The following is a 13,207-nucleotide window of genomic DNA, read 5'->3' on the forward strand; positions in this document are numbered from 1 at the left end:
CCGGCCGTCAGGACGAGATGATCCGGTCCGCCTCCGCGCGGGCCCAGGTCTCCGCGTGGGCGAGGGAGTCGAGCGTGAGTTCGGCCGGGGCCTCGTGCGCCTCGACCACGCGTCGCACCGTGTCGACGATGCCGAGGAAGGGCAGTCGCCCCTCGTGGAACGCGTCGACGGCCTGCTCGTTCGCGGCGTTGTAGACGCTGGGGAACGTGCCACCGGCGCGGCCGACCTGCTTGGCGAGCCCGACGGCCGGGAACGCCTCCTCGTCCAGCGGCTCGAACGTCCATGCGGACGCCGTCGTCCAGTCCAGCGGCGCGCCGACGCCGGGCACCCGGTTCGGCCAGTCGAGCCCGAGCGAGATCGGCAGGCGCATGTCGGGCGGGGACGCCTGGGCGATCGTGGAGCCGTCGACGAACTCGACCATGGAGTGCACGATCGACTGCGGGTGCACCACCACGTCGATCCGGTCGTAAGGGACGTCGAACAGCAGATGCGCCTCGATGACCTCGAGTCCCTTGTTCACGAGCGTCGCGGAGTTGGTCGTGACGACGCGTCCCATGTCCCACGTCGGATGGGCCAGGGCGTCGGCGGGCGTCACCGCCGCGAGTGACTCCCGGCTGCGACCGCGGAAGGGACCGCCGGATGCCGTCAGCACGAGCCGGCGCACCTCGCCGGAGGACCCGGCGCGAAGGGCCTGGGCCAGCGCGGAGTGCTCGGAGTCCACCGGCACGATCTGTCCGGGCGCCGCGAGACGCTTCACGAGCTCGCCGCCGACGATCAGCGACTCCTTGTTGGCCAGCGCGAGCGTGCGCCCGGCCTCGAGCGCGGCCAGCGTCGGACCGAGGCCGACGGAGCCGGTGATCCCGTTGACGACGACGTCTGCCGCGACCTCGCGCACGAGCTGTGCCGCGTCGTCCGCGCCGAGCGCCGTGTGCTCGACGCCGAACTCGGCGGCCTGCGCCGCCAGGAGCTCCGCATTCGATCCCGCCGACAGCCCGACCACGGCGAACCGCTCGGGGTTGGCGCGGACGACGTCCAGCGCCTGCGTTCCGATCGAGCCGGTCGAGCCGAGGACGACGACGCGCCGCGCGGTCACGGCTGGGTCATCGGCTTTCCGGACGCCAGGATGTCGACGACGAAGGTGAGCGACTCGTCGTACAGCTGGTGGTTCTCGAAGCCCTCCATGTGGTAGCCCTCCTCGGGCGGCATGCTGACGAGCACCTGCGAACCGACCTTCTGGCCCTCGAGCGCCTTGCCGAAGCCGGTGACGACGCCGTCGATGTTGAAGGGCACCGGCACGCCGGCCTCCCAGCTCGAGTCGAAGACGCTGCCGTCCGACCACTGCACGCCCGTGTACATCGCGAGCACGTCGTCGCCCGCTTCGACGACGGCGCCGTCGCCCTCCTTGAGGGTGGTCACGACCGTCTCGGTGGGCGGATCGGTGTCGGGCAGGGTGATGGTCGGCGCGCCGTTCTCGGCCAGCTCGACGACGGGCTGTCCTTCGACGGCGGGACGGTCCTCGCCCCACGCCCGGTCGGGGATGTCCGCGACACCGAGGACGTCGATCACGTACACCGCGGCCTGCGCCCCGCCGCCGCCGGGCACCGCTGCCGCGATGCGCGAGCCGGAGGGCACGCAGCCGAGCAGCTGGCCCCAGCCGGTGCTCGGGCTCACCTCCTGCGGCACCATGGGCTCGTCGAAACCGCCCACCTGCACGAGCTCTCCCGTGACCGCGTCGTAGATCGCCATGGCGACCTCGACCATGTCGCCCTCCTGCAGACGCGCGCCGTCGCCCTCGCTGACGACCGTGCGCACGGGCTCCGTGATCTCGACCGGTCCCTCCGTCTGCAGCTCGGGCACGTCGCCGACGTCACCCTCGATGTCGAGCGAGGCCGTGGCGTCGCCCTCGGGAAGGGCCGCGGCGCAGAGGCCGGACTCGTCGGTGGGCTCGGGCTCGGTCCCGGGGACGCTGGAGCAGCCGGCGAGAGCGAGCGTCGCGATCGCGACGGTGGACAGGAGAGCGGCAGAGCGGAAACGCACGGAGTACCTCGTTCGGTGGGGGACGCGTCCATCATCCCCCATGTCGCTTCAGAACGCGCTGTACGTCTCGCGAATCGTGCGTGAACACCGGCCTCAGCCCCACGCCCGCCCATGCCGGGTCGCGCATGGAGCGGGCGATACGCTCGTCGAATGAGCTCTGCGGAATCCGTCGCGCCGGAACCCGACGAGACCGGGGATCCCCGCCGCCCCAGCTGGTTCTACACTTTCGGCCGTCTCGCGCTGGCACCGCTGGCCCGGGCCGTCTACCGCCCGCGCGTGGAGGGCAAGAGCAACATCCCGCGCACGGGCGCCGTGATCTTCGCCAGCAACCATCTGTCGTTCATCGACTCGATCGCGATCCCCGTCGCGGTGGCGCCGCGCCCGGTTCATTTCCTCGCCAAGTCCAGCTACTTCGAGGGCCGCGGACTGCAGGGATGGCTGTCGAAGGTGCTGTTCACGGCGGTCGGTGCCATCCCCGTCAGGCGGGGGGCGGGCCAGGCCGCACTCGAGGCGCTCGAACAGCAGCGCCAGATCCTCGAATCCGGCGCGGCCGTGGCGCTGTATCCCGAGGGGACCCGCTCGCTCGACGGCCGGCTGTACAAGGGCCGCACGGGCGTCGCGTTCCTCGCGCTCCAGACGGGCGCTCCCGTGGTCCCCGTCGGCCTGACGGGGACGGACAAGGTCATGCCGGTCGGCGCGCGCGTCCCCTCCCTGCGTCAGCGGGTGACCGTCCGCTTCGGCGAGCCGCTGGAGCTGTCGCACCACGGCCCGGCGTCCTCGGGCAAGGCACGGCGGACGGCGACGGACGAGATCATGGCGGCGATCCACGCGCTCTCGGGCCAGGAACTGGCCGACGCCTACAACGAGTCGCCCGCGCAGTCGCCCATGGAGAAGATCAAGCGCGCCCTGCCGCACGAGCGCCGCTGACGACGCCCGCTCAGATCCCGGTCAGTCCACGGTCTCCGCGACCGTGACGACCGCGTCGTGCCGGACGGGGAAGTTGACGGAGGCCGCGATGAAGCACCACCCGCTCGCGGTCGCGTGAGCCGCCTCGGCGGCCTCGACCATCGACGCCTCCGCGACGGTGACGCGCGGGCGCAGCACGACCTCCACGAAGCGGCCGCCCCCGCGGCCGTCCTCACGCATGACCCCCGTCGCGTCGTCGACGTACGACGTCACGACGACACCCGCCTGGACGCACGCGTGCAGGTAGGACAGCAGGTGGCACTCGGAGAGCGCGGCCAGCAGCATGTCCTCCGGGTTCCACCGCGACGCATCGCCGCGGAACGGCTTGTCGGCCGAGGCCAGCAGCCTCGGCTTGCCCTCCACCTCGATCGTGACATCGCGCGCATAGTCGCGATAGCCGGACGTCCCGGTGCCGCGGTTGCCCGTCCAGGTCGCCGTGAGCGCGTAGCGGTGTTCTCCGAGCATGATCCCCAGTGTGGCAGCCTCCCCGGTCACGAGCCGCGGCTCCAGCCGCGGCGACCGCCGTGACGGCGAGGCGCTCGGTAGGCTGGCGCGGTGACCGAGACATTCAGCGTGACGGATTCGGCCGAGCTCGCCGTCGTGGAACGGGGCGATTTCATCGAGTCGCGGCACGCGGGATCGGCGATCGTCCTCGCGCCGGGCGGCGATGCGGTGGCCGTGATCGGGGACCCCGGCGCCGTGATCCTGCCGCGGTCGTCGTTGAAGCCGCTGCAGGCGATCGCGTGCGTCACCGCGGGCGCCGACCTCGCGGGCGAGCGGCTCGCGCTCGCGACCGCGAGCCACGCCGGGACGGACCGCCACGTCGCCGTCGTGCGCGACATGCTGGCGGCCGTGGGCCTTACGGAGGATCACCTGCGTTGCCCGGCCAGCTGGCCGTCGGACGCCGCCACGCGCGACGCCATGGTGGGCGATCACCTCGGCAAGGCCGCCGTGCGCCACAACTGCTCCGGCAAGCATGCCGCGATGCTGGCAGCGTGCGTGGCGACCGGCTGGGACACCGCGGGCTATCTGGATCCGACGCACCCGCTGCAACTGCACATCCGCGAGGTCGTGGAGCGCCTCACGGGGGAGAAGATCGCGACCACGGTCGTCGACGGCTGCGGCGCGCCGGTGCACGCGATCACCCTCGCGGGCCTGGCCCGCGGCATCCACCGCGTCGGCACGGCCTCGGAGCGCTCGCCGTTCGCCCTGCACCGGGTGGCGGGCGCGCTCGTGCGCACCGTGCGGGAGACGCCGTGGGCCATCGACGGCCCGGGCCGATCGGACACGTTCGCGATCGAGCGCTTCGGCGTCTTCTCGAAGCTGGGAGCGGAGGGTGTGCAGGTGATGGTCGCGCAGGACGGCACCACCGTCGCACTCAAGATACTGGACGGCTCCCTGCGTGCGGCGCCCCTGGTGGCCCTCCAGCTGCTCGCCCGGGCCGGCGCGCTTCCCACGGCCGCGGTGGCCGAGGCGAACGCGCACCCGCTGTTCTCGGTTCAGGGCGGGGGCCAGGAGGTCGGGCGCATCCGCGCGACGGTCTGAACCGGCGCGCCGACCGGAGGAGTCAGCGCTCCGCTGTTCGGGCTCGGTTGCCGACCCCGAACCATGCCACGGGCCCCAGGACGGGCACGAGGATCACGATCGCGGCCCACAGCCCCGCCGCCAGCGTCGTCATGCCAGGCGCCCGCCGGATGAGCGAGACGAGAGCGACGATCGCCAGCAGCAGGATCAGCCCGAAGGACGCCGTCCACGCGAGGTCGTACGCCGTCGGCAGCAGCGGGTTGCTCGTCTCGTCCACGCGGCCAGCATAGGGCCCGCGCGCACGCACGTCACCCGGGCAGCAGCACGCGCTCGGGCGGGAGGGCATCGCGGACGAGCCAGGCGCGCGAGGCTCGCGGGCGCGCGTAGGGCGGCAGCTCCCGCTCCCCCAGCAGCGATCGCAGCTCGGCGGCGCAATCCGCCCCCACCACGAAGGGAGCGCTCCCCCGGATCTCCTGCAGCAGACCCCACTGCCGCTGCCACGCTTCGCCCTCGCCCACGACGACGACGCGCTCGCCCGGTGCCGCGACGTCGGCGATCGACGCGCCGGGGCGGAGGTCGTCCAGCACCGTCACCCGCGCCCGGCCCTCCCACGCGCGGGCGAGCAGCTCGCCACGGTGACGGGCGGCGCGCAGCACCATGGCGCTCACCGGCGCATCCGGCGTCCAGCGCGGCGGCTCCTGCCCCTCTCCCACGACGGCGGGCCGCTGCGCCAGGACGAACTGCACCTCGAACCCGTCGAGGATCGCGCGCCCGGGTGGGCGCCGCGGATCGAACGTCGCGAGATCGCCGCCCGCGGCGGCATGCTCGGTACGGCTCGGCAGCGCCAGCAGCGCGCGACTCGGCAGCAGATCGGCGACGCGCAGCAGAGCTCCCGACAACCGGGCCGCGGTGAGGACGATCGTCGACCCCGTCTCCCCCGCGTCCCTCACTAGCGCCTCGAGGCGCTCCGCCGCGGCCTGCGCGTACGCGGCGGGCAGACGGCTCAGGAGCGCGTCGGCGTCATCCAGCACGACGAGCGGCGGGCGCGTCCGCTCCGCGCGCTCGAGCGCATCCCACGCCCCCTCCGGGTCGCGCGGCACGACGAGCGCACCGCTGGCCGCGGCCGCCGTCGCGGCGACCGTGCTCTTCCCCGTCCCTCCGCCTCCGACCACCGCGATGCCGCGGTCCGCCCCGGGGCGCAGCGTCACGACGGTGCGGCGCTGCCGAGCCGGGTCGTCCGCGAGCGCGAGGAGGATGTCCCGGCTCGGCGCCTCCGGCGCGAGGACGGCGAGCTCCTCCCGTGAGAGGCGCTGCGGGAGCGGTGGCAGCCAGGGCCCGATCGGGCGCGGCCGGTCGCCGAATCGCTCACGGGCGGCGCGGACGTCCGCAGGCGAGGACAGCGCGATCCGGGTGAGGCGCGCCGCGTCGTCGCTCGCGCGTCGCACGTAGGCGATCCCGCGCCCGGCGGGCCCGCCCGGGATCGCCGCCGCCGCGTCCGTGCCGAGCAGCGCGCGGCTCTCCGCGGCCTCCGCCATCCGCAGCCCTATCCGGAGCGGGCAGTTGGCGACGAGCGCGTCGCGCAGCACCCCACCGGCCCGCTGCGTGCCGAGGACGAGGTGCAGCCCGAGAGCTCGCCCTCGCGCCGCGACATCGGTGAACACCGCGTGCAGATCCGGATGCTCCTGGAGCATCGCCGCGAACTCGTCCACCACGATCACGAGCCGCGGCACGTCCACGCCGGGATCCGACACGTCCCGGGCGCCCGCGGCGGCGAGTATGCGCTCGCGTCGGCGGAGCTCGGCGCGCAGGCTCTCCACGGCGCGGCGGGCGCCGCCACCGTCGAGGTCCGTGATGACGCCCGTGACGTGCGGCAGCCCGGCCAGCGGGGCGAACGCCGTCCCGCCCTTGAAGTCGGCCAGCAGAAAGGTCACGCGGTCCGGTGGCAGCGTCGCCGCGAGCGAGACGACCCAGGTCACCAGCAGCTCGCTCTTGCCGCTGCCCGTCATGCCCACGACCACGGCGTGCGGTCCGTCGGAGACGAGGTCCACGCACGCAGGGGCCGTGCCCTCCGCGCCGATCACCGCGCCCAGAGCCCCGAGTGAAGGTCGCGCGACAGCGGCCGGGTCCTCGGCGCGCCGGTCGCTCAGCAGCGCCTCGAGCGCCAGCGGGCCTTCGGCGTGCTCGGCGGGCGGCGCCATGGCCCTCGCCCGCGCGGCGAGCGCCTCGGCGATGGCGTGGGCCTGCGCTCGCGACACGCCCTCGGCCTCCCCGTCCTCGCTCTCGCCGCGCCAGGTGAGTCGCCCCCGGGCAGAGCCGTCCACCTCGAGCAGCGCTCCGCATCCCGGCGGCACGTCGGAGCCGGGCAGGACGACGGCCAGCAGCACATCGACCGCAGGCGGAGGTGTGCCCTCCACGAGCGCGACGCGCAGGCTCCGGGGCGACCGGGCCGCCAGGCCCTCCGCGTCGAGCGCGGCGTGCGGAAGGATCCCCGCCCACTCGCGCTCGGCGTCGGGAACCGCGACCACGACGATGTCCTCGGTCGGACGCGCGAGGCACAGCTGCAGCAGCAGCGCCCTCGCGACCGCGCGTGCGATGGCGGGCTCGCCCTGCACGGCCACGCCGGTCGTCAACGGCACGGTCACGGGCGCGTCCGTCAGCGTCGCGGCCTGGCGACGCAGTTCACGCGCGGCATCTCCATCGCCCCCCGAGACCCGCACGGCACTCGGCACGCAGCCGCGCCCCACCACGAGGGCGTCGGTCGCTCCGCGCCACTGCCGCCGCGGGTCTGCGAGCAGCGCCGCAACGTCGGGCCGCTCGCGCCAGCGCGCGGCCCGCTCGGTCTCGTGCCGCCGGCTGATCCCGTCGCGCGCACGGTCGAGCTCCTGCGCGCGCTCCCGCAGCGCGACGCGCCGGTGGCGGCGGGAGGCCCGAGCCGCATCCAGGAGCGAGGCGACGGCCATGAGCGGGCCGAGCGCCGCGAAGCACAGGGCCAGGAGCGACCCCGTGACGGCCCAGATCGCCACCGACGCCACGACGGGAGCGAGCGAGGCGACGATCGGGAACGGCGCGCGGCGCGGCGGTGGGACGGGATCGGGCAGGGTCACCGGTTCGTCGACACGCAGGGCAGGTGGCATGGAGCCCATTCCAGCCGCTCCGGGGCGGGAATCGGCGGGCGCGCCGGCGCCCAGGGACTACTCGCCGCGATCCGCCGCTGTGGACGAGTCGTCCGCGGGTCGCGCAGCCGAGTTCCGGTCGTCGCCCGCGACACGCTCGTCGGCGTCGCCGCATGCGCCCTCGTCCCCGGCCGTGCCCGCGCCCGCTCCGGGGAGTGAGACGTTCAGGACCACGACCGTGATGTTGTCACGCCCGCCGTTCTCGAGCGCCGCATCCAGCATGGCGTCGACCGCCGGAGCCGGCTCGGCGTGCTCGCGGAGGAAATGCAGGATGCCGTAGTCCGTGAGCTCCTTGGTGAGGCCGTCCGAGCAGATCACGAAGCGGTCGCCGTCGCACACGTCGAGCCGCACGTAATCCGGCTCGACGCTCTCGCTCGGGCCGACGGCGCGCGTGATCACGTTGCCGTAGGGGTGGTTCTCGGCCTCCTCCGGGCTGAGCCGACCGGAGGCGACGAGCTCCTGCACGAGCGAGTGGTCCGTCGTGACCTGCACGAGCACATCCTCGCGGGCGAGATAGACACGGGAGTCGCCGATGTTCAGAGCCACCCATGTCGCGGGGTCGCCCGTGACGTCCAGGTAGACGCCCGTGACGGTCGTGCCCGTGCCCTCGTCCGTCGTCTCAGGGTGCTCGCCGATGTCGCGCACGGCCTTGACGAGCGCCTTCTCGATCGCCTCGGGGGTGATCGAGCCCTTCCCGACCATGCGCTGCAGCCGGCCGACGGTGCTCGCGCTCGCGATCTCGCCGCCGATGTGCCCACCCATGCCGTCCGCGACCACGAAGAGGGGGAACGCCGTCAACAGCGCGTCCTGGTTGACGTCGCGCTTGCGGCCCCGATGCGTCGCGCCGGCCCACGTCAGGACGACCTCGTCCCCGCCTGGCAGAGTGACGGACTGAGACTGCGCCGTCGTCCTGACCTCTGACACGGGAAATGGACCTCCGGGATGGTCGACGTCGCAGTGGGCGGATCCGTCGTGGGTTCTCACATCCTAGCCGCTGGCCGGGGTTCTCCCGGTCAAGGCCGGCCGGATCGCGGTCGCTCGGCGCCCGCAGGACGACCGTCGGCCCCGCTCCCCGCGAGGGAGAGCGGGGCCGACGCAGGTCGGGGCGGCGCTACGGCTGCCGGGGCTCGCTCGGCGGCTCGGTGCTCGGCGGTTCAGGAGCGGCCGGTGGCTCGGGGGCCGCGGGCGGCTGCGTCGGGGCGTCCGGCGCCGCGGGTGGCGTGGGCGCGCCGGGCGCCGACGGGGGCTGCTGGCCGGCCTGAGGATAGCCCGCGGGATACGACTGCCCGGGGTACGACTGGCCGGGGTACCCCGCCTGCGACGCGTCCTGCTGGGGGTAGCCCTGCTGCGGATAACCGGCCTGCGGGTGGCCCTGCTGGGGGTATCCCTGCGGGTAGCCCTGCTGCTGCCCGTACCCTTCCTGCCCGTAGGGCTGGCCGTAGCCCTGTCCGTAGCCGGGCTGCGCGGTGACCTGCGTCGGGACGCCGTCCCACACCGTGCGGTCGCCCAGGAAGCCGTTGTCGGCCCAGCCCGCGCGCGGCACCGCCGTGTTCCAGCGCGACCGATCGAAGGCCACGATCCCCAGCCACACGAGGCTCAGGAAGATGTAGAGGACGACCCACGCGCCCTCCTTCTGCAGCTTGAGGCCGATTCGGTACGCCGCGATCGCGCTGAACACCCACAGCGCGAGGCTGAACAGACCCGCAAACACGTTCAGGATCGGGATCCAGGCCAGGACGATCGAGCCACCGATGGCGTAGAGCACGAGCCACGGACTCAGATCACCCAGCTTGAAGAAGATCATCTGGTTGTATACCGGCACCCACGCGCGCCACCGGCCCTGCACACCCGCCTTGTCGAACAGCTTCATCATGAAGAAGGAGCTGATGACGTAGAACGCGATGGCGAGCAGCACCAAGAACCCCAGCATCGCGAAGATGAACGCGATGAAACTGGTGTCGTAGTACGGGTCGTAGTACATGATCATCCCTTCGGAGATGCCGTGCCCGGCGAGGCCCGCCGTGCCCCCAACCCTAGCGACATCGCGCGCCGCGCCGCATCGGGGAGTCCTCCCCGCCGGGTGCCGGACGACTCCGACCGCACGCCGGTCATGCCGTGTTACGTCATCCGCCGCAACGGTTCGTCATCCCCGAAGCGAGGCGCGCGTCACCCGGGACAGAATCGGCGCAACAGCCGCCCGAGCCCGTCTCCAGGGAGTGACCCCATGACCGACAGCAGCAGCCCCGCCTCGCCCTCCAGCGTCCCGCCGACGCAGCGCAGGCGCGGCCTCACCACCGTCCTCGCGTTTCTCGCCGTCGCCGCCGTCGCCGCCACCGCCGGCGCCGTGGTGGCCCGCAGCGTCCCCGGTAGCGAGCCTCCCGCGGCCGCACCCGCCCCCGGTCCGGCCGCGGTCCCCGTGGCCGACATCGCCTACGGTGAGCCGCGCGGATACGGGGATGTGCACCAGGAAGAGGCGCTCGTGAGCACCGAGTGGCTCGCCGAGCGACTGGGCGACCCGGGCATCGTCGTCGTCGAGGTGAGCGAGGGCCGTACCGCCGACGGCGACCCGCTGGGCGCATACGAGCAGGGGCACATCCCGGGCGCGATCGGCGCGGTCTGGTACCGCGACTTCGTGCAGCGCCTCACCCGCGATCTCCTCACGCAGGACGAGCTCACGGAGCTTGCGCAGAGCTGGGGCCTCGACGAGGACACCACCCTGGTGCTGTACGGCGACGCCAACAACTGGTTCGCCGCGTACGCCGCGTGGGTCTTCAAGCTCTACGGCTTCCCCGACGTGCGCCTCCTCGACGGCGGCCGCGACACGTGGGTCGGCGAGGGCCACCCGCTCGACCAGGCCACGCCGACCCCCGCACGCGGGTCATGGGTCGCGCAGGAGCCCAACGCCGACATCCGCGCGTTCCAGCCGGAGGTGCTCTCGGTCGTGCGCGGTGAGCTGCCGGGCGTGATCGTCGACATCCGCGGCGCCGCGGAGTTCAACGGCGAGATCGGCGTCGCCGAGGGATTCGGCGGCGAGGCGGCCGCGAAGTGGGGACACATCCCCGGGGCGGTCAACGCTCCGTGGGGCCAGATCGTCAACCAGCGCGACGCGGGCGGTGACGGCACCTACCTCTCCCTCGAGGAGATCAAGGCCCACTACGAGGCGCTCGGAGTGGACGGCTCCGTGCCGGTCTACGTGTACTGCCGCATCGGCGAGCGCGCCAGCCACACGTGGTACGCCCTGAGCCAGCTGCTCGGCTACGAGGTCAAGCTCTACGACGGCTCCTGGACCGAGTGGGGCAACTCGGTGGGCGTCCCCGTCGAGAACCCCACGCTCGAGGCCAGCGGCGGCTTCAGCGGCCTGTGGGGCGGGCAGTAGCCCGTGTCGCAGACCGTCGTCGACGGCGGCGCCCCCACTCCCGGGGGCGCCGCCGCGCCGCGCACACTGGGCTGGACCCGCGCCGACACCGTCCGCACGGTCATCGCCGTCGCGATCGCGATCGCGCTTCTCGTCGCCGCCGCCGTGCTGTACCAGGTCCGCTCGGGCACGGGCACCGGCCCCACCGCGTCGTTCGCGCTGCTGGCGGGCGCGGGGCTCGGGATCCTCTTCGAACGCGGGCGCTTCTGCTTCTACTGCATCTTCCGCGACCTCTTCGAGAAGCGCGACAGCCGCGGTGCGTACTCGATCCTCACCGCGCTCGCGGTCGGCAGCGTGGGCTACGCGCTCGTCCTGTCGATGCGCGTCCCGGACCCGCAGCCCGGCACCGTGCCGCCCGGCGCCTTCGTCGGCCCCGTCGGCCCCGCGCTCGTGATCGGCGGCTTCGCTTTCGGGCTGGGCATCGTCATCTCCGGCGGCTGCATCGCCGGTCACCTGTACCGACTGGGCGAGGGCAGCCTCCGCGCACTCCCGGCTTTGGCGGGGGCCGTCGTCGGATTCGGGCTCGGCTATGCGACCTGGAACCCGATCGCCTCGGCGCTGATCGTCGGCGCGCCCGTGCCCTGGCTGCCGTCCGCCTTCGGCTACGGACCGGCTCTCGCCCTGCAGCTCGCAGCGCTGGCCGCCATCGGGGTGCTGCTGCTGCGCTGGAATCCGCCGGTCAGGGAGCGCCCCGCCCGCGTGATCACCGCGACGGAGGTGCGCCGGCAGCTCTTCTTCCAGCGCTGGCCGGCGCTGCTCACAGGCGGGCTCGTGGGCATTCTCGGCGTCCTGGCCTACCTGCGCGGGCAGCCGCTCGGCGTGACCGCGCAGCTCGGCAGCAGCACGCGCACGGGACTGACCGAGGCCGGCTGGATCCCCGAGAGCCTCATCGGGCTGGACGGCGCCCTCGCCGGCTGCGTCGCCCTGGTGGTCGAGACGCTGACCGACAACGGCTGGCTCGTGATCGGGATCCTGCTGGGATCGTTCGCGGCGGCGCTCCCCGGACGACGCTTCCGGATCGAGCGGCTCACCGTCCGCGGAGCGGGCACGGCCGTCCTGGGCGGGACCCTGCTCGGGTGGGGCGCGACGCTCTCGCTCGGCTGCACGATCGGCGTGTTCCTCTCCGGGACGCAGGCGTTCGCACTCTCGGGCTGGGTCTTCGCCGCCGCGGTCGTCGCGGCGCTCGCGCTCGGCTTCCGCCTCGGCTGGCACCGCTCGTGATCCCCCGCGCCGGGCCATGAGTCGGCTCACCCGGAAGGCGGGCGGGCTCTCGGTCTTCGGGTGAGGGCGTTGGGTGCGGGGCGGTAGGTGCCGCGTCGGTCGATCCAGGGCGGGGCTTTGATGACCGGGGTGCCGTTTCGCATGCGGATGTCCCACCCGGAATGCTCGAGGTTGTGGTGGTGCCACCAGCAGAGCAGCACTCCGTTGTCGGTGTGGGTGGGGCCGCCGTTCGCGTGTTCGTCGACGTGGTGGATCTCGCACCACGCGGCGGGGATCGTGCAGCCGGGGATCACACATCCTCCGTCGCGGGCGGTGATCGCCCGGCGCTGGTGGGTGTTGAACACCCGCTCGGGGGTGCCGAGGCGGATGATCCTGCCGGTGCGGTCGTGGATGACTTTTTGCACGGCCCCGGTGCACGCGATCCGGTGCGCGGTGGACGCCGGGACCGGGCTGCCGTCGATACGGGCTACGGCGGTGGGGTCGTGGAGGTCTTCCTGCGCGACCGTGACCACGAGCGTCGGGGCAGCGCCACCCAATGTCGGGGTGTCGGTGGCTTTCGCGGCGGTCTGGATGATCACGGCGAGCACGTCGTGACGCTTCTGCGTATTCGTGCGGGGGTCGTGCACCGCCTCGTCCGGCGACCAGGCTTCGGTTTCGTCCCGGTCTTCGGGGTCGGCGAGGTGGAAGCGGACGGCGGGGTTCAGGTGCGCGTCCAGCAGTCGCTGCAGCCCGGCGGCGACTTCCGGGAGGAGGGATCCGCGCAGTGGGACGACCCCGTCCCGGGGCGTGCCGAGGGTGAGGCCTCGGTTGCGGGCGGCGCGTTCGGCGTCGGGTTCGGGGCCGTCCTGGTCCAGGTACGCCGCCCAGGTGC

The 13,207-nt window shown here is 73.4% G+C and carries 12 protein-coding genes; 4 read left to right on the forward strand and 8 right to left on the reverse strand.

From position 1 onward, the window contains the following. Window positions 1–7 precede the first annotated feature (7 nt). Together dxr and IEX37_RS11630 are read right to left on the reverse strand one after the other, a co-directional pair. Entirely contained in the window at window positions 8–1,093 is a 1,086-nt protein-coding gene (gene dxr, locus IEX37_RS11625) for a 1-deoxy-D-xylulose-5-phosphate reductoisomerase (RefSeq protein WP_188756441.1), read from the reverse strand. Next, complete coding sequence (locus tag IEX37_RS11630; RefSeq protein WP_188756442.1) at window positions 1,090–2,037, reverse strand: FKBP-type peptidyl-prolyl cis-trans isomerase; 948 nt, start codon at window positions 2,035–2,037, stop codon at window positions 1,090–1,092. Before IEX37_RS11630 ends, dxr begins: the two co-directional genes overlap by 4 nt. A 150-nt stretch (window positions 2,038–2,187) precedes the next feature. Between IEX37_RS11630 and IEX37_RS11635 the strand changes: the two genes are divergently transcribed. Continuing rightward, window positions 2,188–2,964 carry a lysophospholipid acyltransferase family protein gene (locus IEX37_RS11635; protein ID WP_188756443.1) on the forward strand — a complete coding sequence of 259 codons (777 nt, stop codon included), beginning with the start codon at window positions 2,188–2,190 and terminating at the stop codon, window positions 2,962–2,964. 21 nt (window positions 2,965–2,985) lie between these two features. On the opposite strand, the gene IEX37_RS11640 is transcribed toward IEX37_RS11635, so the two are convergent. Beyond that, window positions 2,986–3,468, reverse strand: coding sequence for an OsmC family protein (locus IEX37_RS11640; protein ID WP_188756444.1), 483 nt, complete (start codon window positions 3,466–3,468; stop codon window positions 2,986–2,988). A 90-nt stretch (window positions 3,469–3,558) separates the two neighbouring features. Here IEX37_RS11640 and IEX37_RS11645 point away from each other — a divergent pair, with 90 nt between their 5' ends. Then, the gene (locus IEX37_RS11645) at window positions 3,559–4,548 is read left to right on the forward strand and encodes an asparaginase (RefSeq protein ID WP_188756445.1); all 990 of its coding nucleotides are present in this window, start codon (window positions 3,559–3,561) and stop codon (window positions 4,546–4,548) included. 22 nt (window positions 4,549–4,570) lie between these two features. On the opposite strand, the gene IEX37_RS11650 is transcribed toward IEX37_RS11645, so the two are convergent. The 4 genes from IEX37_RS11650 to IEX37_RS11665 all read right to left on the reverse strand — a co-directional run bounded on the left by IEX37_RS11650 (window position 4,571) and on the right by IEX37_RS11665 (window position 9,681). Beyond that, window positions 4,571–4,804 carry a PLDc N-terminal domain-containing protein gene (locus IEX37_RS11650; RefSeq protein WP_188756446.1) on the reverse strand — a complete coding sequence of 78 codons (234 nt, stop codon included), beginning with the start codon at window positions 4,802–4,804 and terminating at the stop codon, window positions 4,571–4,573. A 31-nt stretch (window positions 4,805–4,835) separates the two neighbouring features. Next, a complete protein-coding gene (locus tag IEX37_RS11655) occupies window positions 4,836–7,661 on the reverse strand; it encodes an FtsK/SpoIIIE domain-containing protein (protein WP_188756447.1) in 2,826 nt (941 codons plus the stop codon). A gap of 57 nt (window positions 7,662–7,718) precedes the next feature. Continuing rightward, a complete protein-coding gene (locus IEX37_RS11660) occupies window positions 7,719–8,624 on the reverse strand; it encodes a PP2C family protein-serine/threonine phosphatase (protein ID WP_188756448.1) in 906 nt (301 codons plus the stop codon). 187 nt (window positions 8,625–8,811) lie between these two features. Then, window positions 8,812–9,681: a DUF5684 domain-containing protein gene (locus IEX37_RS11665; RefSeq protein ID WP_188756457.1), complete on the reverse strand. Its 870-nt coding sequence runs from the start codon at window positions 9,679–9,681 to the stop codon at window positions 8,812–8,814. 243 nt (window positions 9,682–9,924) lie between these two features. Here IEX37_RS11665 and IEX37_RS11670 point away from each other — a divergent pair, with 243 nt between their 5' ends. Continuing rightward, the gene (locus IEX37_RS11670) at window positions 9,925–11,076 is read left to right on the forward strand and encodes a sulfurtransferase (RefSeq protein WP_188756449.1); all 1,152 of its coding nucleotides are present in this window, start codon (window positions 9,925–9,927) and stop codon (window positions 11,074–11,076) included. Window positions 11,077–11,079: 3 nt separating this feature from the next. Beyond that, window positions 11,080–12,336: a YeeE/YedE family protein gene (locus IEX37_RS11675; protein WP_229663229.1), complete on the forward strand. Its 1,257-nt coding sequence runs from the start codon at window positions 11,080–11,082 to the stop codon at window positions 12,334–12,336. A gap of 26 nt (window positions 12,337–12,362) precedes the next feature. Here the strand turns inward: IEX37_RS11675 and IEX37_RS11680 are convergent. After that, on the reverse strand, window positions 12,363–13,207 hold an 845-nt coding region (locus IEX37_RS11680; protein ID WP_188756450.1), incomplete at its 5' end, for an HNH endonuclease signature motif containing protein.

The organism is Microbacterium album (assembly GCF_014643695.1).
GTDB lineage: Bacteria > Actinomycetota > Actinomycetes > Actinomycetales > Microbacteriaceae > Microbacterium > Microbacterium album.